The organism is Marichromatium sp. AB31 (assembly GCF_003718685.1).
GTDB lineage: Bacteria > Pseudomonadota > Gammaproteobacteria > Chromatiales > Chromatiaceae > Marichromatium > Marichromatium gracile.
This window is the reverse complement of record NZ_RHFI01000033.1, coordinates 1-20794: the sequence shown is the minus strand read 5'-3', so window position 1 is coordinate 20794 and position 20794 is coordinate 1. Positions and strand designations below refer to the sequence as shown.

Genomic DNA, 20794 nt, shown 5'->3' with positions numbered 1-20794 from the left:
GCGCCCGCGCGGGCGCCGGCCCGTCGGCATCATCTGCAGTCGAAGAGGTTCGCATCCATGAACAGACTGGCCCGCCTCGCCGGATTCGGCAAACGCGAGCAGGACCACGAGGACGAGGTGGCGGCGCTCGCCGCCGACGCCGGGCGTGACGCCACCGAGGTCGAGGACGCACCGCCGGCGGTCGTCGACGCCGAGGCCCTGCGCGAGTCGATCGTCACCGCCCTGCGCGGCGTCCACGACCCGGAGATCCCGGTCAACATCTATGACCTCGGCCTGATCTACACCATCGACATCGCCGCCGACGGCGCGGTGGCCGTGGAGATGACCCTCACCGCCCCCGGTTGTCCGGTCGCCGGGATGATGCCCTTGATGGTCAAACAGGCGGTGGCGCGGGTCGAGGGCGTCGGCGAGGTCGATGTCGCGCTGGTGTGGGATCCGCCCTGGACCCAGGAGCGGATGAGCGACGAGGCCCGGCTCCAGCTCGGGCTGATGTGATCCCGCCCGCGCCCGGCGCTCAGTCCGGGCGCAGCAGCGCCAGCGGCACCTCCAGCTCGGCGCGACTCAGCCCGCCGTGCACCCCGACCACCGGGTGGGGGCGCTCGTTCGGCAGGCGATCGACGACGATCGCGTTATCGCGCGCGAGCAGACAGTAGTCGCCGATCCGCTCGGCCAGTCGCGGGTTGCGCTCGCCGCTGCCGAACATCCCCAGCTCGATCAGCCGGTTGCTCGGCACCACCTCCACCCGCTCGGCCAGATGCGCCTCGCAGTAGTCGAGGAACTGGCGCTCGCGCCCCGAGCGCAGATAGCAGAAGGCCGCGCGCGGCTCGCCGCACAGCGGCAGCGCCAGACACTCGGCCAGCTCCGGGTGGTCGTCGAGATCGACCCGGGTCTCGGGGGTGCTGTCGACCTGGCCGTGGTCGGCGCACACCAGCACCTGGGTGTCGGTCCCCGTGATCTGTTCGAGAAAGCGCGCGAGCGCGGCCTCGATCTGCGCCAGATGACCGACCGCCGCCGCGCTCTCGATACCCTGCTGGTGACCGATGGTGTCGAGCCTCGGCCAGTAGAGATAGAGATAGCGCGGGGCGGCGTCGTGACGGCGCCGACCGGGACGCCAGGGGGCGGCGCGGATCACCCGCGCGGCCTGGCCGAACATGTCGTCGAGCCCCTGGAAGCCGAGCCGCTCGGCCTGCCCGCTGTGGGCGCGGTTGAAGTCGGAGTCGATGATGAACTGCGGCGCGATCACGCTCGAACGGGTGGCGATGCGGTCGAACACCGGGCGGGTGCCGAACAGCCGCGCCGGGTCGATCCCGGCGCGCGCGTAGGAGACCCCGCCGTAGCGCGGGGTACCGGGCAGCACCGCCATCACGCAGCCGAGTTCGCGCAGATAGGTGTGCCAGCCGGTCAGCCCGTGACGCAGCGGCGCGTCGCCGGTGAGATAGGTGGTGATGGCCGCGGCGGTGGTCGCAGGGAACACCGTGCTCAGGGTGGCGATGCGATGACGCGCGAGCAGCCCCTCGGGGGCGTGGCGCCGCAGCCAGTCGGCGCCCAGCCCGTCGATCACCAGCAGCACCAGGTTGCGGGTGTCGGCCAGTCGCGCCGGGGGCAGGGCGGTGAGCGTCGGCGTCTCCGGCTGGCCGCCGCGCGCGGCGATCAGCGTGCTCATCAGGTTGACGATGCCGCCGCCGGCGTAGTCGGGACGGTGATGCTCGAGCAGCGAGCGGGGCTCGGATCGGGTCATGCCTTCTCCTCGGGGCGGTTGGCGCGTGGTCACCGGATGGCGGCCCGCTCCCCGACGCTACCACACCAGCAGCAGGATGAGCCCGCCGAGCGCCACGCGGTAGAGCACGAAGGGCAGCATGCTGACGCGCTCGATGAAGCGCAGGAACAGATGGATGGTGAGATAGGCAAAGAGCATCGACCACACCGCGCCGAGCGCCAACCCCATCCAGTCGACCGCAGCGCCCTGTCCGGCCAGCTCGATACCCTCGACCGTGCCCGCCATGAGGATGGTGGGGATCGCCAGCAGGAAGGAGAAGCGCGAGGCGGCGCGCCGGGTCAGCCCGAGCAGCAGCCCGGCGGTGATGGTGATGCCCGAGCGCGAGGTGCCGGGGATGATCGCCAGCGCCTGCATCACCCCCACCACCAGCGCCCCGCGCCAGCCCAGGCTGTACTCGTCGCGCCGCCGCGCGCCGCGCCAGTCGCTCCACCACAGCAGCAGGCCGAAGCCGATGCTGGTGGCGGCGATCACCGTGGCGATCAGCGTCGGGTCGTCGCGGAGGAACTCCAGCACCAGCTTGAGCGGCAGCCCGAGCACCACCACCGGCACGGTGGCGAGCACGATCATCCAGCCGAGCCGGGCGTCGGGATCATCGAACCGACGGTGACGCAGCGAGCCGAGTACGGCGACCGTCATGCGCGCGATCTCGCGGCGGAAGTAGAGGGTCACGGCGCCGAGGGTGCCGAGGTGCAGGGCGACGTCGAAGGCCAGCTCCTGCAGTTCGAAGCCGAACAGCAGCGGGGTGAGGATCAGGTGCCCGGAGCTGGAGATGGGGAGAAATTCGGTGATGCCCTGCACCAGGGCGAGGAGGATGATCTCTAGGGTGTCCACCAAGGGTAACTCCTGGATACGGGGGCGGCAGTATACTGCCGATCAGTCATCGACGAGCGCCAGCGCGCGCCAGCGCGCGCGCGGCGGCAAGGTCGGGCTGGCCAGCGCGGCGATGTAGCCGGGGGCGGGGCGGCAGTGGGCGATGCGCGGCAGTGGGCTTGCCGCCGCGCGCGGGCGCATCAGCCCGCGCCCGTCGCACTTGGCATCGGCCTCGAGCGCGGTCCAGGCGCGACAGAAGGGCACCAGCCGCGCCTCCTCGGGGTGGGCGAGCACCGCCGCGCAGGTGGCGGGGTCGAACATCCGCCGCGCCACCGCCGCGAGCCGCGCGCGCGGGCGGATCCACTCGCAGTCGACGCCGAGCTCGGCCCGTGGCCCGCTGCCGCGGCGCACCCCGAGCAGCGCCAGCTCGCCGCTGGTGGTGAGATTGAAGGCGAGCGCCGCCTGCCTCGCGTCGAGATAGGGCTTGCCGTTGGCGCCCTTGACCAGTTGCGGCGGCTCGCCCAGATAGTGCCCGAGCACCCGCCTCAGCCCGGCCTGGGCGCGAACGGCGCGGGCGTGCTGGGCCGGGTCGCGGATGCGCGCGAGCCGCGCCAGCTGCGCCGTCTCGAGCACGGCGCGCGCCGTCTCGAGCGCCTGGCCGTGGTGCTCGCCGGTATCGATCCGCCACAGATGGATCTCGTCGTCGCCGAGTGCGGGCGCGGTGCTCGCCGGTTGCCAGTGGAGGTCTTCGTCGGTCATCGTTCGGGTCCTGTCGCGCGGCGCCGGGAGATCGCCGCCGCTGTGCTCGGGTATGATGCCACGGGCGCGACGCCGGCGTGGTCGTGACGCCGCGCCCGGTTTTCCCTTTTCGCAACGATGAACGAGAGTCAATGATCAGCATCACCGAGACCATCAGCCAGGAACTCGCGGTCCGACCGGAGCAGGTGGAGGCGGCCGTGCGGCTGCTCGACGAGGGCGCCACCGTGCCCTTCATCGCGCGCTATCGCAAGGAGGTCACCGGCGGTCTCGATGACGTCCAGCTGCGTCATCTGCAGGAGCGGCTGGTCTATCTGCGCGAGCTCGACGAGCGCCGCGTCACCGTGCTCAAGAGCATCGAGGAGCAGGGCAAGCTCACCGCCGAGCTGCACGCCGAGATCGTCGCGGCCGAGACCAAGCAGCGGCTCGAGGACCTCTATCTGCCGCACAAGCCGAAGCGTCGCACCAAGGCGCAGATCGCCCGCGAGGCCGGGCTCGAGCCGCTGGCCGAGGCGCTGCTCGCCGATCCCACCCAGGTGCCCGAGCAGTGCGCCGCGGCCTATGTCGAGGCCGAGCGCGGGGTGGCCGATGCCGAGGCCGCGCTCGAGGGCGCGCGCCAGATCCTCATGGAGCGCTTCGCCGAGGACGCCGAACTCGCCGGCGAGCTGCGCGACCGGTTGTGGGAGCAGGGCATCCTGGTCTCGCGGGTGCTCGAGGGCAAGGAGCAGGAGGGCAACAAGTTCGCCGACTACTTCGACTATCGCGAGGCGATCGCCAAGATCCCCTCGCACCGCGCCCTGGCGCTGTTTCGCGGTCGCAACCAGGGGGTGCTCGCGCTGGAGCTGCTGTCGGGTCCCGGCGAGGACCCCGACGCCCCCTGCCGCGCGCGCATCGCCGCGCGCTTCGGCATCGCCCAGCAGGGCCGCGCCGCCGACGACTGGCTGGTCGAGACGGTGCGCAAGTGCTGGCGCGTCAAGCTCCTCACCCGACTCGATCTGGAGCTCAAGGGGCGGCTGCTGGAGGCCGCCGAGGGCGAGGCGATCCGCGTCTTCGGTCTCAACCTCAAGGCGCTGCTGTTGGCCGCGCCGGCCGGGCGGCTGCCGACCCTCGGGCTCGACCCGGGGCTGCGCACCGGGGTCAAGGTGGCGGTGGTCGACGCCACCGGGCGGGTGGTCGACACCGACACCATCTATCCGCACGCGCCGCGCAAGCAGTGGGACGACGCCATCGCCCGGCTCGCCGAGCTGGCGCGACAGAACGCGGTCAAGCTGGTGAGCATCGGCAACGGTACCGCCTCGCGCGAGACCGACCGGCTGGTGCGCGAGCTGATCGAGCGTCACCCCGAGCTGGGGCTGCGCTCGCTGGTGGTCAGCGAGGCCGGCGCCTCGGTCTACTCGGCCTCGGAGTTCGCCTCCAAGGAGCTGCCGCTCCTCGACGTCTCGCTGCGCGGCGCGGTGTCGATCGCGCGGCGGCTGCAGGACCCGCTCGCCGAGCTGGTCAAGATCGAGCCCAAGGCGATCGGCGTCGGCCAGTACCAGCACGACGTCAACCAGGGGCAGCTCGCGCGCACCCTGGACGCGGTGGTGGAGGACTGCGTCAACGCCGTCGGCGTCGATCTCAACACCGCCTCGGTGCCGCTGCTCGCCCAGGTCTCGGGGCTCAACCGCGGGCTGGCCGAGAACATCGTCCAGTTCCGCGAGGACCACGGCGCCTTCGCCAATCGCAAGGCGCTGATGGCGGTGTCGCGCTTCGGCGACAAGACCTTCCAGCAGAGCGCCGGCTTCCTCCGGGTGCCCGACGGCGACGAGCCGCTCGATGCCTCGGCGGTGCATCCCGAGGCCTATCCGGTGGTGCGGCGCATCGTCGCGCACACCGGCAAGGAGATCGGCGCGCTGATCGGCGATACCGCGACGCTGCGCGCGCTCGACCCGGCCGCGTTCACCGACGAGCGTTTCGGCCTGCCGACGGTGCGCGACATCCTCGCCGAGCTGGAGAAGCCCGGTCGCGACCCGCGCCCGGAGTTCAAGACCGCGCAGTTCAAGGAGGGCGTCGAGACCCTGGCTGATCTCAAGCCGGGGATGGTGCTCGAGGGCACGGTGACCAATGTCACCAACTTCGGCGCCTTCGTCGACATCGGCGTGCACCAGGACGGTCTGGTGCACATCTCGGCGCTCGCCGATCGCTTCGTCAAGGACCCGCATGCGGTGGTCAAGTCGGGCGATCTGGTCAAGGTCAAGGTGCTCGAGGTCGATCTCGAGCGCAAGCGCATCGCCCTCACCCGGCGCCTCGGCGACGAGGATGGCACCAAGGGCGGGGCGAGCGGGCGCGGCAAGGCGCCGGCGCGTGCCGCGGGCGAGGCGGCCAGGTCGGGCCAGCGCCCGGCCCGGCCCAAGGCCAAGTCGGACAAGCCGCGTCAGGGCGGAGAGCGCCGCCAGGGGGGCGGCGAGCGGCGTCAGCGCGGCGCCGGGCAGGGCGCCGCCGCGCTCGGCGGCGCCATGGCCGAGGCCTTCGCCAAGGCGCGCAAGGGCTGAACGGCCCAGGCGAGCGCCCGCTCCGGGGCGCTCGCGACGGCGCCGCCCTCGGGCGGCGGCGCCGTGCGCATGCACGATCCCGCCGGTCGGATGCGCCGTCGGTTGCCGGGCTCACCCGGCGGCGGGCGGACCGACCCGAGCCCACGCAAGATCCAGGCTGACCCACGACATGACCGCACTGTTCGACTCCCTGGCGCAGGACAACTGGCACCTCTTCCTCGGCGTGCTGCTCGCCTTCCTGGTGGCGCGCGTCGTCACCTGGCGGGTCGACAACCGCCCGGTGGCCAGCCGCTTCCCCGCGCTGGTGGCGCTGCTCGACCTGCTGGTGCTGCCGGGGATGGTGATCGTCGCCGGCACCCTGCTGAGGCTCGGCGCGGCGGTGCTCGAGGTGCCCGACGTCGATGCCGGCATCCGCTCGCTGACCCTGCTGGTGGCACACCTGGCCGCCGGCTGGGCGGTGGCGCGGCTGATCGAGGTGGTGCTGCTGGTGCGCGCCGACGACGATCTCTCCGAGCGCGTCCCCAAGCTGGTGGTCGGTCTGATCTATGTGGCGATGATGCTCTTCGGGCTGGCGATCTATCTGTGGCAGCGCGGCTATTCCTTCACCGGCATCTGGGTCTCGACCGGCGTCGCCGCGGCGGTGCTCGGTCTGGCGCTGCAGAAGACCCTGGGCGACCTGTTCTCGGGCATCGCCCTCGGCGTCGAGCGGCCCTTCCGCCTCGGCGACTGGGTCGAGCTCAACAACGGCATCGTCGGTCAGGTGATCGATCTCAACTGGCGCTCGACCCGGCTGCGCGGCTGGGACAACTCCACCCACATCATCCCCAACTCGCAGATGGCCGGGCAGCCGATCAAGAACCTGCACGACGACCAGCACCTCTACGCCCCCTGGTACTTCGTCAAGCTGCCCGCCGAGATCGACCCGCGCTTTGCCACCGCGCTGATGCTCGAGGCGGCGATGCGCTGCGAGAGCGTGCTCAAGTTCCCCTATCCGGTGGTGCGTCTGAGCGAGGCCACCACGGTGCCCTATGTCTACATGGTCTGGGTGCATCTGAAGAACTATCCGGCGATGTTCCGCGCCCGCGAGGAGCTGTTTCGCGAGATCCATCGCAGCCTCCAGGACGCGGGCATCGAGATGGCCCCGGAGGTGCGCGAGATGCGCACCCGTCGCGCCCATGTCAGTCACGCCGAGCCGCCGAGCATCCTGCTCGCGCTCAAGGGGCTGGATGTGAGTGGCCTGCTCACCGCCGACGAACTCGAGGAGGTCGCCGCGCGCGGGGTCTACTGTCACTACGACAGCGGTCATGTGATCCTCGCCGACGGCGCCCAGAGCGATGCCTTCTACGTCGTCGCCGGTGGTCTGGTGGAGGCGGTGGTCACCCTCCCGGACCGCAGCCGCAAGGTCACCGAGACGCTGGGGCCGGGCAAGCACTTCGGCATCACCTCGATGTTGACCAACGATCCCTCCTTCCTCGAATTCACCGCCAAGAGCGATGTCAGTCTGATCCGTGTCGATCTCGACTGCGTGCGTCGTATCGTCGCCGCGCGCCCGGAGCTGGCCGAGCGCCTCGCCGGGGTGGTCAAGGCGCGTCTCGACACCGCCGAGGCGGCGCGTACCGCCAGTCGCCAGCCGGTGCGTCGGTTGAGCCTGCGCGATATCAGCCGCCGGATCGAAACCGTTATGGTCCGCCCCAATCGCTTCTACCGGGGGCGCTGAGCCCCGTCACCCAAGAGAGGAGCACCGGCGATGGAGCACCGACCCCATATCCGTACCGCGATTCCCAAGCGTCGCTACCGCCTCGACGGCTGCGAGGCGACCCTGCTCGGCGAGATCGATAGCGCCGATCCGCGTCCCTATCGCTTCATCCTCGCCTTCGTCCCCGCCGGTCAGGGCGAGCCGAGCCTCTATGTCTGCGCCGAGCGCGGTGGTGAGGGCGACCGGCTGCGGGTGGTCAGCGCGCTGCTCGACGAGGTGATGGCCGAGGGGCTGGCCTGGGACGGCCCGGACGCCTTCGCCGAGCAGGCGCTGACGCTCGGGCGCCAGGTGCTCGGGCTGCGCGGCGGCGAGGCGCAGCGGCTGCTCTAGCGGTGCCTTGCGGGATTTGAAATCGGTCACGGTTTTCTCCAGTTCACACCGAACCGTTACCATTGGGCCCTGTGTGCGCCGTCGGCGCTCACGATCCGTGCACGAGATCAGGGAAGCCATGTCATATCAGACGCATCTGCAACGCCTCGAAGCCGAGAGCATCCATATCATGCGCGAGGTCGCGGCCCAGTTCCGCAACCCGGTGATGCTCTACTCCATCGGGAAGGACAGCAGCGTGATGCTGCACCTGGCCCTCAAGGCCTTCTATCCCTCCAAGCCGCCGTTTCCGCTGCTGCATGTCGACACCACCTGGAAGTTCCGCGAGATGGTCGCCTTCCGCGACCGGCGTGCCGCCGAACTCGGGCTCGATCTGCTGGTGCACATCAACCAGGAGGGGGTGGCGCAGGGCATCGGCCCCTTCACCCACGGCTCGGCGGTGCACACCGACGTGATGAAGACCCAGTCGCTCAAGCAGGCGCTCGATCTCTACGGCTTCGATGCCGCCTTCGGCGGCGCGCGGCGCGACGAGGAGAAGAGCCGGGCCAAGGAGCGGGTGTTCTCCTTCCGTACCCGCAGTCACCGCTGGGACCCCAAGAACCAGCGCCCGGAGCTGTGGAACCTCTACAACGGTCGCATCAACAAGGGCGAGAGCATCCGCGTCTTCCCGCTGTCGAACTGGACCGAACTCGACATCTGGCAGTACATCTATCAGGAGGAGATCCCGGTGGTGCCGCTCTATTTCGCCGCGCCGCGCCCGGTGGTCGAGCGCGACGGCGCCCTGATCATGGTCGACGATGAGCGCATGCCGCTGGCCCCGGGCGAGAGGCCCGAGGCGCGCATGGTGCGCTTTCGTACCCTCGGCTGCTACCCGCTCACCGGCGCGGTGGAGAGCAGCGCGCAGACGCTCCCCGAGATCATCCGCGAGATGCTGCTGGCGCGCACCAGCGAGCGACAGGGCCGGGTCATCGACCAGGACGCCGGCGCCTCCATGGAAGCCAAGAAGCAGGAGGGCTACTTCTGATGACCCAGACACCCGAACACGCCGGCGCCACCGCCGAGGTCGAGGCCTATCTGCGCGCCCAGGAAGACAAGACGCTGCTGCGTTTCATCACCTGCGGCTCGGTCGACGACGGCAAGTCGACCCTGCTCGGACGGCTGCTCTACGACTGCCAGCTGTTGTTCGAGGACCAGCTCGCCAGTCTCGAGAACGACTCGGCGCGCTTCGGCACCACCGGCAGCGGCAACCTCGATCTGGCGCTGCTCGTCGACGGTCTGGCCGCCGAGCGCGAGCAGGGCATCACCATCGATGTCGCCTACCGCTTCTTCACCACCGATCGGCGCAAGTTCATCGTCGCCGACACCCCCGGGCACGAGCAGTACACCCGCAACATGGCCACCGGCGCCTCCACCGCCGAGGCCGCGGTGCTGCTCGCCGACGCGCGCAAGGGGGTGCTCACCCAGACCCGGCGCCACAGCTATATCGTCTCGCTGCTCGGCATCCGCCATCTGGTGCTGGCGGTCAACAAGATGGATCTGGTCGACTGGGACCGCGAGACCTTCGAGTGCATCAGCGCCGATTATCGCGCCTTCGCCGCGCGGCTCGGGATCGATGCGGTCACCTGCATCCCGGTCTCGGCGCTCACCGGCGACAATGTCACCGCCGCCTCCGAACGCATGCCCTGGTACGACGGGCCGACCCTGCTCGGTTATCTGGAAGGGGTCGATGTCGAGCGCGACCTGCGCGCCGGGCCCTTCCGCATGCCGGTACAGTGGGTCAACCGGCCGAACCTCGACTTCCGCGGCTTCAGCGGCACCGTCGCCGGCGGCGAGGTGCGCGTCGGCGAGCCGTTGGTGGTGCTGCCGGCGGGCAAGCGCTCGACGCTCGCGCGCATCGTCACCATGGACGGGGAGCGCGAGCGGGCCGGTGCCGGCGAGGCGGTGACCCTGGTGCTCGACGACGAGATCGACGTCTCGCGCGGCGACCTGATCGCCGGCGCCGAGGCGCGCCCCGAGGTCGCCGACCAGTTCGCCGCCCACCTGGTGTGGATGGACGAGCAGCCGCTGCTGCCCGGTCGGCCCTATCTGCTGCGCACCGCCACCGCCGCGCTCAACGCCCAGGTCACCGAGATCAAGCACAAGGTCAACGTCAACACCCTGGAGCAGACCGCGGCCAAGCACCTCGCGCTCAACGATGTCGCGGTGTGCAACCTCGCGCTCGATCGCGCGGTGCCCTTCGACCCCTATGTCGACAACCGCGAGACCGGCGCCTTCGTCCTCGTCGATCGCATCAGCAACGCCACCGTCGGTTGCGGCATGATCGACTTCGCGCTGCGCCGCGCGGCCAACATCCACCACCATGCGATGGAGATCGACAAGAGCGCGCGCGCCGCGGCCAAGGGACAGAAGCCCTGCGTGCTCTGGTTCACCGGGCTGTCGGGCGCGGGCAAGTCGACCGTGGCCGATCTCGTCGAGCAGCGCCTCCACGCCATGGGCCGTCACACCATGACGCTCGACGGCGACAACGTCCGCCACGGGCTCAACCGCGATCTCGGCTTCACCGCCGAGGACCGGGTGGAGAACATCCGTCGGGTGGCCGAGGTGGCGCGGCTGATGGTCGAGGCCGGGCTGATCGTCTGTGTCAGCTTCATCTCGCCGTTTCGCAGCGAGCGGCGGCTGGCGCGCGAGCGACTCGATGACGGCGAGTTCCTGGAGGTCTTCGTCGATGCCGATCTCGACACCTGCGAGGCGCGCGACCCCAAGGGCCTCTACAAGAAGGCGCGCGCCGGCGAGATCCCCAACTTCACCGGGATCGGCAGCCCCTACGAGCCGCCCGAGGCCCCGGAGCTGCGCCTCGATGCCAACGGCTCCGACCCCGAGACCCTGGCCGAGCAGGTCGTCGAGCTGCTCGCCGCGCGCGGGGTGATCTGAGCCGCCGCCCCCGGCGCCCGGGCTCAGGGCGCCAGGCGGTGTTCGAGCGCGAGGATGAAGTCGAACTGCGCCGGGCTCAACGGCATCACCGAGAGGCGGTTGCCGCGGTGCACCAGCGCCAGCCCGGCGAGTGCGCCCTCGGCGTGGGTCTTGAGTTCGGCCAGCGTGATCGGGCGGGCGAGATGACGGCGATAGCGTACGTCGACCAGATACCAGCGCGGTGTCGCCGGGTCGCCCTTGGGGTCGTGATGGGGCGAGGCGGGATCGAAGGCGGTAGGGTCGGGGCGCGGGCTGCTGGCGACCTCGGCCAGTCCGACGATCGCCGGGCGGGCACAGTTGGAGTGATAGAAGAACACCGGATCGCCGACGGCGGTGCGATCGCGCAGCAGGTTGCGCGCCTGATAGTTGCGTACCCCGTCCCAGGGCTCGACCCCGCGCGCGGCCAAGTCGTCGATGCCGAAGATCCCGGGCTCGGACTTGAACAGCCAGTGGGTCATGCGCTCACCCCCCGCGCCAGATGATGGAAGTTGTCCAGCCGCGCGGCTGCGATCTCGCCGCGCTCGACCGCGGCGCGGATGGCGCAGCCCGGCTCCTGATCGTGACGACAGTTGGCGAAGCGACAGCCGCCGAGGTGCGGGCGGAACTCGCGAAAGCCCCACTGCAGCTCGGCCAGACCGATGGCGCCGAGGCGGAAGCTGCGCACCCCGGGCGAGTCGATCAGCACGCCGCCGCCGGGCAGGCGGTAGCAGCTCGCCGCCGAGGTGGTGTGACGCCCCAGCCCGGTGGCCGCCGAGAGGCGCCCGACCTGGATGTCGCGATCGGGCAGCAGCGCCTTGACCAGCGAGGACTTGCCCACCCCGGACTGACCGACGAGGATGCTGGTCTGGTCGCGCAGCGCCTCGACCAGCGGGGCCAGCGTTTCGGGCTGCTCCAGGCTGATCCACAGGGTGCGGTAGCCGATCGCGCAATAATGGGCATAGCGCTGCTCGAAGGCCGCGCGCGCCGGGGCGTCGAGCAGGTCCATCTTGGTGGCCACCAGCATCGGCTCGACGCCGATGCCCTCGGCGGCGACCAGGTACTGGTCGACCAGATAGCCGCTCGGTTCGGGCTCGGGGGCGATCAGTACCGCCAGTCGGGTGAGGTTGGCCGCGATCGGCTTGTCGCGACCACTGTAGTCGGGGCGGCTGAGCACCGTCTGGCGCTCGAGGATGGCACTGACCAGCCCACGACCGGGCTCGCCGCGCTGCCACACCACCCGATCGCCGCACACCGGGTGGCCGAGGTGCTGGCGCGCGACACAGAGGTGCAGCTCGCCCGCATGGTCCTCGACCACCAGGCTCGCGCCGTGGCGCACCACCACCAGCCCCTCCTCGGGCGGGATCTCGGCCTCGCAGTCGGCGAGCGCCTGCTCGGGACGGTTGGCAAGGCGCTCGCGGCGCCGTTCCTGGATCGCGCGGATGCGCTCGATCTGTCGCTTCGACAGCCGCCGCCGGGTCATCGGGCGACCCGGCGCGGCTGGCGCGGGGTGGGGCGGGGAGGCTGCGGGTGGTCGGTGTGCATGCTCGGGCTCCTGGCTGGGGTGGGGCTATTCTAGGGAAAGCGCCGGCGCTCCGCACGATGCCGCTCCTTGCAGTACACTGCGGCTTGATTCCGTCACCTGGCCTTGCGACAGGCCCCATTGCTCAAGGAACGCTCATGACCAAGAGCCCGCAGAACCTGATCTGGATCGACCTGGAGATGACCGGACTCGACCCCGACACCGATCGCATCCTCGAGATCGCCACCATCGTCACCGACACCCAGCTCAAGGTGCTGGCCGAGGGGCCGGTGATCGCGATCCACCAGTCCGAGGCGCAGCTCGCCGGCATGGATGAATGGAATCGCGAACACCACGGCGCCTCCGGGCTGATCGAGCGGGTGCGGCTGAGCGCACAGGACGAGGCCGCCGCCGAGCGCGCCACCCTCGAGTTCCTCGCCGACCTGGTGCCGGCCGGTGCCTCGCCGCTGTGCGGCAACAGCATCTGTCAGGACCGTCGCTTCCTCGCCCGCTGGATGCCCCGGCTCGAGGGGTTCTGTCACTATCGCAATCTCGATGTCAGCACCCTCAAGATCCTCGCCCAGCGCTGGGCCCCGGAGGTCGCCGCCGGGGTGCGCAAGGCCTCGCGCCATCTCGCCCTCGACGACATTCGCGAGTCGATCGAGGAGTTGCGCTATTACCGCGAGCAACTGCTGCGGCTGGAGTGATGTATCGCACGCGCGATGCTGTGCGATCCCCGTCGTGCTGGTTATCATGGGGGCCAGATAGAGGCGGGCGTCCGAGGCGATCGCTCATCTCGTCGCCGGTCGTGCCGTTATTCGCAGCATGCGTCGGTTGCGGTCGACACCCTGATTGAGGAGCACTGATGAAGGCGGTCATTCTGGCAGGCGGTTTCGGGACGCGGATCTCGGAGGAGTCGCACCTGCGCCCCAAGCCGATGATCGAGATCGGCGGCATGCCGATCATCTGGCACATCATGAAGCACTACTCCGTTCACGGCATCAACGACTTCGTGATCTGCTGCGGCTACAAGGGCTATGTCATCAAGGAGTACTTCGCCAACTACTTCCTGCACATGTCCGACGTCACCTTCGACATCGCCAACAACCGCATGGAGGTCCACGAGCGCAAGGCCGAGCCCTGGCGCGTGACCCTGGTCGACACCGGGCTGCACACCCAGACCGGCGGCCGACTCAAGCGCGTGGCCGACTATCTCGACGCCGAGGCGCCCTTCTGCTTCACCTATGGCGACGGCCTGAGTGATGTCGACATCGGCGCGCTGGTCGCCTTCCATCGCGACCACGGCCATCTCGCCACGGTCACCGCGGTGCAGGCCCCCGGGCGCTATGGCGCGATCAAGCGCGAGGGCGCGCGGGTGGCCGCCTTCACCGAGAAGCCGCGCGGCGACGGCGGGCTGATCAACGGCGGCTTCTTCGTGCTCTCGCCGGCCTGTTTGGAGTTGATCGCCGGTGACGAGACCGGCTGGGAGGGCGAGCCGCTGGCGCGGCTCAGCGCCATGGGCGAGCTGATGGCCTTCGAGCACCAGGGCTTCTGGCGGCCGATGGACACGCTGCGCGACCGCACCCAGCTCGAGGCGCTGTGGCGCTCCGGGGCGGCGCCCTGGAAGACCTGGTGACGACGATGGAACAGCAGTTCTGGAGAGAACGGCGGGTATTCATCACCGGCCACACCGGATTCAAGGGCGGCTGGCTCGCGCTCTGGCTGGCACGGCTCGGCGCCCGGGTGCACGGCTATGCGCTGGCGCCGCCGACCACGCCGAGCCTGTACCGGGCGGCGCGGGTCGGCGAGCGCCTCGCCGGCGAGCACATCGCCGACCTGCGCGATCGCGCCGCGCTCGCCGCCGCCTTCGATGCCGCCGCGCCCGAGGTGGTGTTCCATCTCGCCGCCCAGCCGCTGGTGCGCGCGGCCTATCGCGACCCGGTCGAGACCTACGCGGTCAACCTGATGGGCACCGTCGACCTGCTCGAGACCGTGCGTCAGCACCCCGGGGTGCGCGCCGTGGTGGTGGTGACCAGCGACAAGTGCTACGAGAACCACGACTGGATCTGGCCCTATCGCGAGGACGACGCCCTCGGCGGTCACGACCCCTATTCGAGCAGCAAGGCCTGCGCCGAGCTGGTCAGCGCGAGCTATCGTCGCGCCTTCCTCGAGGAGGCCGGGACGGCGCTCGCCACCGTGCGTGCGGGCAACGTCATCGGTGGCGGCGACTGGGCCGCCGAGCGGCTGGTCCCCGACGTGTTGCGCGCGATCGACGCCGGCGAGCCGGTGGTGCTGCGCGCGCCCGGGGCGATCCGGCCCTGGCAGCACGTGCTCGAACCGCTCGCCGGTTATCTCGATCTCGCCGAGCGGCTGTGCGCGGACGATGGCGAGTACATCGGCGCCTGGAACTTCGGTCCCGAGGCCGCGGACGCGCGCCCGGTGCGCTGGCTGGTCGAGTGGCTGTGTGCCGCCGTGCCGGGGGCGCAGTGGCGGCTCGATGACAGTCCTCAGCCGCGCGAGGCATCGGTGCTGCGACTCGACAGCAGCAAGGCGCGCGCCGCGCTCGGTTGGCGTCCGCGCTGGCCGCTGGAGCAGGCGCTGGCGCGCACCCTCGACTGGCACCGCGCCTGGCGCGCCGGGGAGGACATGCAGGTGCGCACCCTGGCGCAGATCGCCGACTACATGGCCACGGAGCCACCGCGATGAGCGCGCGCCTGGTGCGTCATCCGACCGCGATCGCCGGGGTCGAGGTGATCGCGCGGACGCCGCTCGCCGATGCGCGCGGCGTCTTCGAGCGGCTCTATTGCGCGATGGATCTGGCAGCGCTCGGCGGCGGGCGTCCGATCGTCCAGATCAACCGCTCGCTGACCCGCGCGCGCGGCACGGTGCGCGGGCTCCACTACCAGCGCCCGCCGCACGCCGAGACCAAGTTCGTCACCTGTCTGCGCGGCGCGGTCTGGGACCTGGCGCTCGATCTGCGCGCCGGCTCGCCGACCTTCCTGCAGTGGCACGCCGAGCGGCTGGAGGCCGAGCGCCCGACCACGCTGGTGATCCCCGAGGGTTGCGCCCACGGCTTTCAGACGCTGACGGAGGACTGCGAGCTGCTCTATCTGCACACCGCGCCCCATGTCCCCGAGGCCGAGGGCGGGGTGCGCGTCGACGACCCGCGTCTGGCCATCCCCTGGCCGCTGCCGCTCGGCGAGCGCTCGGCGCGCGATCGTGCCTTGGCGTTGCTCGACGACGAGTTTCGGGGGATTGCGTCGTGAACTGCCGTCACTGCGGCGCGCCGCTGCGCCTGCCCTTCGTCGACCTCGGCAGCGCGCCGCCCTCCAACGCCTATCTGAGCGCCGCGGCGTTGCACCGCCCCGAGTCCTGGTACCCGCTGCGGGTGCTGGTGTGCGAGCGCTGCTGGTTGGTGCAGACCGAGGACTTCGCCCGCCCCGAGACCCTGTTCGACGCCGACTACGCCTATTTCAGCAGCGTCTCGACGAGTTGGGTGGCCCATGCCGAGCGCTATGTCGCGACCATGGTCGAGCGTCTCGGGCTCGACGGCGACTCGCGGGTGGTGGAGCTGGCGGCCAACGACGGCTATCTGCTCCAGCACCTGCAGGCGCGCGCCATCCCCTGTCTGGGGGTCGAGCCGACCGCGGCGGTCGCCGCCGCGGCGCGCGAGCGCGGGTTGGAGATCGTCGAGGCCTTCTTCGACCGCGCGCTCGCCGCGCGGCTGCTCGCCGAGGGCTGGGGTGCGGATCTGGTGGTCGCCAACAACGTCCTCGCCCATGTCCCGGCGATCAACGATTTCGTCGCCGGCATCGCCCTGCTGCTGCGCCCGGACGGGGTGGCGACCTTCGAGTTCCCGCACCTGCTGCGGCTGATCGCGGGCAACCAGTTCGATACCCTCTATCACGAGCACTACTCCTATCTGTCGCTGGGCGCGGTGGGGCGGGTGTGCGCGGCCAACGGCCTGGCGGTGTTCGATGTCGAGACCCTGCCGACCCACGGCGGCAGCCTGCGGGTGTTCGCCCAGCGTGCCGACCACGGCGCGCGTCCGACCACGCCCCGGGTGGCGGCGCTGCGCGCCGAGGAGCTGGCCGCCGGGCTGGAGCGGGCGGCGACCTACCAGGGGCTGCAGGCGCGCGCCGAGCGGTTGCGTCTCGAGCTGCTCGACTATCTCATCCGGGCGCGGCGCCAGGGGCTCCAGGTGGTCGGCTACGGCGCCGCGGCCAAGGGCAACACCCTGCTCAACTTCGCCGGGGTGCGTCCCGATCTGCTGCACTATGTGGTCGACCGCAGCCCCGGCAAGCTGGGGCGCCATCTCCCCGGCAGCCGCATCCCCATCGTCGCCGAGTCGCGTCTGCGTGAGACCCGCCCCGACCGGGTGCTGCTGCTGCCCTGGAACCTGCGCGATGAACTCACCGCGCAGCTCGGCTATGTCCGCGAGTGGGGCGCGCGCTTCGTCGTCGCGGTGCCCCGACTCTGCGAGTGTTGAGGCGACAGACCATGAATGAACGGGTCATCGTGACGGGGGCGAGCGGGTTTGTCGGACGCCGCATCGTCCAGGCGTTGCTCGAGCGAGGTGTCGGGGTGCGCCTGCTGGTGCGTGATCCTGCGCGTGCCGCGGCCTTGTTCCCGGCCCGCGGTGTCGAGCTGGTCGAGATCGAGGATCTCTTCACCGCTTCGGTGGAAACGCTGCAGACCGTGCTGGCCGGGGGGGAGATGTTGGTGCATGCGGCCTGGTATGCCGAGCCTGGTCGGTATCTGGACTCCGAGCGCAATCTCACCTGTTTGAGTGGGTCGCTGCGTCTGGCCGAGGCGTTCATCGTCGTGGGCGGGCGGCGCTTCGTCGGTATCGGTAGCTGTGCCGAGTACGATCCGACGCCGGGGTCTCTCGATATCCACACGCCACTGAGGCCGCAGACACTCTACGGCGCATGCAAGGCATCGACCTATCAGGTCCTCGAGCAGTTGCTGCGAGTGGCGGGCGTCGAGTTCGCCTGGTGCCGACCCTTCTATCTGTACGGCGAGGGCGAGGATCCGCGCCGGCTCGTGGCCTATCTCCATGCCCGGCTCGCCGCCGGGCTGCCGGTCGATCTCGGCAGTGGCGAGCAGGTCCGCGACTATCTCGATGTCGAGCGGGCCGGCGAGATGATCGCCGAGGTCGCGCTGGGCGGGCGATGCGGTGCGTTCAACATCTGCTCCGGCAGGGGCCAGAGCGTACGCCAGATCGCCGAGCGGGTCGCCGACGGTTATGGTCGTCGCGATCTCTTGCGCTTCGGGTCGCGGCCCGATAATCCGCAGGATCCACCGTGCATCATCGGGGTGCTGGACGAGACGTGAACGGGGTTCGCGCCCGTTCTCACCAAAATCCACGGAGTTTTGCTGCTATGGCCACTTCACTATGAAAGATGACCGCGAGAGTTTCATTGCCGAACGTACCGCCCGGGTCGAGGACTATCGTGACGATGGCCCCCTGCAGGAGGCCGCCGAGGGGTTCATGCGCGAGAGTCTGCGGGCGCGTTACTCGTATCAATTCGACTGGCTCGGTCTGCCGATCATCCAGTATCCCCAGGACGTCTTCGCGCTGCAGGAGATCATCTGGACGACGCGGCCGGATGTCATCATCGAGACCGGGATCGCGCGCGGCGGCTCACTGATCTTCAGCGCCTCCATGCTGGCGCTGCTCGATCTGACCGATGCCGAGCGCGCGGGCGTCCCGGTCGCCGATCGGCGACGGGTCGTCGGCATCGATCTCGATATCCGCGCGCACAATCGCCAGGCCGTCGAGAGCCATCCGCTGGCCGGGCGGATCGAGATGGTCGAGGGCGACAGTACGGATCCGGCCGTCCTCGACGAGGTCCGCCGTTCCATCCGCAGCGAGCAGCGGGTGATGGTCTGTCTGGATTCGAGCCACACCCATGACCATGTCGTGAAGGAGTTGGATCTGTATGCGCCCTTGGTGACCCCGGGGTGTTACTGCGCCGTCTTCGATACGGTGATCGAGGAATTCGAGACCGCGGTCTTTCCCGGGCGGCCCTGGAGTCAGGGGAACAACCCGATGACGGCCGTTCGCGATTTCCTTGCAAGGGACTCACGTTTCGAGATCGACGCATCGATCTCCGACAAGCTGTTGCTGACGGTTGCGCGGGGAGGTTTTCTCAAGCGCGTTGCTTGAGTGATGCGACCTTGTACGACCCGGTCTGTCGCCGGGGTGCTCGATGACGATGTGGGGACCCTGACCTCGGTATGAACGAAAGTCTGCTCACTCAAGCTCACGAACACCTCGTCGCCGGACGGCACGATGTGGCCGTGGCGCTCTGTCGCGCCGTGCTTGCCATCGACCCCGATCAGACCGAGGCCCGGGCGATCTTGCGCCAGTTGGGCGAGACTGGTCCCCGTCTTGACGAACGGGTACCACCGTCCTTGCGCGAAGCATGGGTCGCGCGGGCGGCTGGTGCCGACCTCGAGGGGGCGGAGCGCGAGGCGCGGCGGTTCGTCGTCTGCTACCCGGGCGATGTCTTCGCCCACAAGGCGCTGGGCCTGATTCTGGTGCGGCGTCGGCACCATGCCGAGGCGCTCGCCGTACTCGAACGGGCGTTGGTATGCGATGCTACTGATCCCGAGATCCATGACGGTATTGCGACAGCATTGTTGCGTCTGGGGCGGGCCGAGGATGCGCTGAGACACTACCGACGTGCCCTGGAGATCGCCCCGGACCAAGCCAAGATTCATTACAACCTCGGGCTCGCATTGCACGAGCTTGGCCAGCTCGACGAGGCCCTGGCGTGTTATGCCCGCGCCCATGCGATCGACCCCGGGCTCCTCCTGGCATGTAACAACGCCGGCAATGCCTGTATCCAGCTCGGTCGGTTGCCGCAGGCCACCGATTGGTTCAATCGGGTGCTGGCACGAGACCCTTGCAACGTACAGAGTCTCAACAACCTGGCCAGCGTCCAGCTCCGCGCCCGCCTGTTCGAGACCGCGCTGGAAACCCTGGAGCGTGTCCTGGCGCTCGATCCGGATCACGTCGAGGCGTTGAACAATCGCGGCAACGCGTTTGCGGCCTTGGATCGACTCGGCGCCGCGCAGCAGAGTTATCTTGCCGCGATTCGGATCCGTCCGGATTATGCCGAGGCCTATTGCAACCTGGGCAACACCTTTGAACTGGAGCGCAAGCCCCAGCAGGCGATCGACTGTTATCGGCAGGCGCTCGTCCTCAAGCCCGACCTGATCGAGGCCCATCTGAATCTGGGTAACAGCTTGCGTGATCTCGATCGTCTCGGTGAGGCGCGCGCCTGCTACGAGCAGGCCCTTGAGCTTCAGCCAGACTACCCCGGCGCCCTGCACAATCTGGGGTGTGTGCTCCAGGATCTAGGCGATCTCGATGCCTCGATCGCCGTGCGCCTTCGGGCCCGGGAACTGGCCGAGGATCCCTTCGGGGCTGACAGTAGTCTGCTCTTCACCCTGAACTATCATCCGGATCGATCGGTCGAGGCGATCCGTGCGGCCTATCAGGACTTCGAATACCGCCATGCCGCTCCTGCACGCGTGCATCGGCGTGCATATGCCAACCCTCCTGATCCCGAACGTCGGTTACGTGTGGGCTATGTCTCCCCGGACTTTCGATCACATGCGATCCGCTACATGCTCGAGCCACTGCTCGAATGCCATGACCAGACGCAATTCGAGCTGTACGCCTATGCCGAGTTGACGCGTCAGGACGCGCAGACGGCGCGCTACCAGGGGTTGGTCGATCATTGGGTGCCGACCCGTGGTCTGAGCGATGCCGAACTCGATACGCGCATCCGTGCCGATGGTATCGATATCCTGGTGGACCTGGCCGGACATACGGCGGGCAATCGGCTGAGGGTCTTCACGCGCAAGCCGGCGCCGGTGTCGGTGAGTCTCTGGGTCGGTTACGGCTACACCTCGGGGTTGAGCGCGATCGACTACTTCCTGTGCGACGAGGTCCTGGTGCCCGAGGGTGCGGAGGAGTTGTTCAGCGAGCGGCCCTGGCGGATTGCCACGCCTGCCGGCATGTATCGTCCGAGCGAGGGGATGGGGGCGGTGAACGTGTTGCCGGCGCTGGAGCGGGGATACATCACCTTCGGTACGCTGACCCGTGGGGTGCGTGTCAACCACCGTACCATCCGGGTGTGGTCCGAGATCCTCGAGCGGGTGCCGGGTTCGCGCCTGGTCGTCGACAGCCGAACCTATGCCGATCCATTGAGTGTCGAGAGCCTGACCGAGCGCTTTGCCGCGCACGGGATCGGCGGCGAGCGCCTGGAGATCGGCTATCACTCCCCGCCGTGGGACGTGTTGCGGGGCATGGACATCGGACTCGACTGCTTCCCGCACAACTCGGGGACGAC

The 20794-nt window shown here is 69.5% G+C and carries 19 protein-coding genes; 14 read left to right on the top strand and 5 right to left on the bottom strand.

Features of this window, described 5'->3' with window-relative positions; all coding sequences use genetic code 11:
- Window positions 1-57 precede the first annotated feature (57 nt).
- Entirely contained in the window at window positions 58-495 is a 438-nt protein-coding gene (locus EBL84_RS15820; RefSeq protein ID WP_123141678.1) for an SUF system Fe-S cluster assembly protein, read from the top strand.
- A gap of 19 nt (window positions 496-514) precedes the next feature.
- Here the strand turns inward: EBL84_RS15820 and EBL84_RS15815 are convergent, their stop codons facing one another.
- The 3 genes from EBL84_RS15815 to EBL84_RS15805 are packed head-to-tail and all read right to left on the bottom strand — an operon-like array spanning window position 515 to window position 3346.
- Window positions 515-1738 (bottom strand): alkaline phosphatase family protein, encoded by a 1224-nt coding sequence (locus tag EBL84_RS15815; protein ID WP_123141677.1) that lies wholly within the window; start codon window positions 1736-1738, stop codon window positions 515-517.
- A gap of 57 nt (window positions 1739-1795) precedes the next feature.
- Entirely contained in the window at window positions 1796-2608 is an 813-nt protein-coding gene (locus tag EBL84_RS15810; protein WP_123141686.1) for an undecaprenyl-diphosphate phosphatase, read from the bottom strand.
- A gap of 42 nt (window positions 2609-2650) precedes the next feature.
- A complete protein-coding gene (locus tag EBL84_RS15805; protein ID WP_123141676.1) occupies window positions 2651-3346 on the bottom strand; it encodes a 4'-phosphopantetheinyl transferase superfamily protein in 696 nt (231 codons plus the stop codon).
- A gap of 131 nt (window positions 3347-3477) precedes the next feature.
- Here EBL84_RS15805 and EBL84_RS15800 point away from each other — a divergent pair, with 131 nt between their 5' ends.
- The 5 genes from EBL84_RS15800 to cysN all read left to right on the top strand — a co-directional run bounded on the left by EBL84_RS15800 (window position 3478) and on the right by cysN (window position 10888).
- Window positions 3478-5874, top strand: coding sequence for a Tex family protein (locus tag EBL84_RS15800; protein WP_123141675.1), 2397 nt, complete (start codon window positions 3478-3480; stop codon window positions 5872-5874).
- 169 nt (window positions 5875-6043) lie between these two features.
- The gene (locus EBL84_RS15795) at window positions 6044-7591 is read left to right on the top strand and encodes a mechanosensitive ion channel family protein (protein ID WP_123141674.1); all 1548 of its coding nucleotides are present in this window, start codon (window positions 6044-6046) and stop codon (window positions 7589-7591) included.
- A gap of 30 nt (window positions 7592-7621) precedes the next feature.
- Window positions 7622-7960 (top strand): hypothetical protein, encoded by a 339-nt coding sequence (locus EBL84_RS15790; RefSeq protein ID WP_123141673.1) that lies wholly within the window; start codon window positions 7622-7624, stop codon window positions 7958-7960.
- Window positions 7961-8078: 118 nt separating this feature from the next.
- Window positions 8079-8981 carry a sulfate adenylyltransferase subunit CysD gene (gene cysD / locus EBL84_RS15785; RefSeq protein ID WP_062273774.1) on the top strand — a complete coding sequence of 301 codons (903 nt, stop codon included), beginning with the start codon at window positions 8079-8081 and terminating at the stop codon, window positions 8979-8981.
- A complete protein-coding gene (gene cysN / locus EBL84_RS15780; protein ID WP_123141672.1) occupies window positions 8981-10888 on the top strand; it encodes a sulfate adenylyltransferase subunit CysN in 1908 nt (635 codons plus the stop codon). Before cysD ends, cysN begins: the two co-directional genes overlap by 1 nt.
- Window positions 10889-10911: 23 nt before the next feature.
- Here cysN and EBL84_RS15775 read toward each other — a convergent pair whose 3' ends face one another.
- Both EBL84_RS15775 and rsgA read right to left on the bottom strand, forming a co-directional pair.
- Complete coding sequence (locus EBL84_RS15775; RefSeq protein WP_123141671.1) at window positions 10912-11385, bottom strand: EVE domain-containing protein; 474 nt, start codon at window positions 11383-11385, stop codon at window positions 10912-10914.
- Window positions 11382-12386, bottom strand: a complete 1005-nt coding sequence (gene rsgA / locus EBL84_RS15770; protein WP_123141670.1) for a ribosome small subunit-dependent GTPase A — start codon at window positions 12384-12386, stop codon at window positions 11382-11384. The genes EBL84_RS15775 and rsgA overlap by 4 nt, the downstream gene beginning before the upstream one ends.
- A gap of 197 nt (window positions 12387-12583) precedes the next feature.
- Between rsgA and orn the strand changes: the two genes are divergently transcribed.
- From orn to EBL84_RS15730, 8 genes are all read left to right on the top strand, one after another.
- Complete coding sequence (orn, locus tag EBL84_RS15765) at window positions 12584-13132, top strand: oligoribonuclease (protein ID WP_005224831.1); 549 nt, start codon at window positions 12584-12586, stop codon at window positions 13130-13132.
- A 158-nt stretch (window positions 13133-13290) separates the two neighbouring features.
- Complete coding sequence (gene rfbF / locus EBL84_RS15760) at window positions 13291-14061, top strand: glucose-1-phosphate cytidylyltransferase (RefSeq protein ID WP_123141669.1); 771 nt, start codon at window positions 13291-13293, stop codon at window positions 14059-14061.
- 5 nt (window positions 14062-14066) lie between these two features.
- Window positions 14067-15131 (top strand): CDP-glucose 4,6-dehydratase, encoded by a 1065-nt coding sequence (gene rfbG / locus EBL84_RS15755; protein WP_190287989.1) that lies wholly within the window; start codon window positions 14067-14069, stop codon window positions 15129-15131.
- Window positions 15128-15691 carry a dTDP-4-dehydrorhamnose 3,5-epimerase family protein gene (locus tag EBL84_RS15750; protein WP_123141667.1) on the top strand — a complete coding sequence of 188 codons (564 nt, stop codon included), beginning with the start codon at window positions 15128-15130 and terminating at the stop codon, window positions 15689-15691. Before rfbG ends, EBL84_RS15750 begins: the two co-directional genes overlap by 4 nt.
- Window positions 15688-16914 carry a class I SAM-dependent methyltransferase gene (locus EBL84_RS15745; RefSeq protein ID WP_123141666.1) on the top strand — a complete coding sequence of 409 codons (1227 nt, stop codon included), beginning with the start codon at window positions 15688-15690 and terminating at the stop codon, window positions 16912-16914. The genes EBL84_RS15750 and EBL84_RS15745 overlap by 4 nt, the downstream gene beginning before the upstream one ends.
- A gap of 11 nt (window positions 16915-16925) precedes the next feature.
- Window positions 16926-17762 (top strand): NAD(P)-dependent oxidoreductase, encoded by an 837-nt coding sequence (locus EBL84_RS15740; RefSeq protein ID WP_123141665.1) that lies wholly within the window; start codon window positions 16926-16928, stop codon window positions 17760-17762.
- On the top strand, window positions 17674-18597 hold the full coding sequence (locus EBL84_RS15735; RefSeq protein WP_223807041.1) for a cephalosporin hydroxylase family protein: 924 nt from the start codon (window positions 17674-17676) through the stop codon (window positions 18595-18597). The genes EBL84_RS15740 and EBL84_RS15735 overlap by 89 nt, the downstream gene beginning before the upstream one ends.
- Window positions 18598-18668: 71 nt before the next feature.
- A partial coding sequence (locus tag EBL84_RS15730; RefSeq protein ID WP_123141663.1) for a tetratricopeptide repeat protein occupies window positions 18669-20794 on the top strand: 2126 nt, incomplete at its 3' end.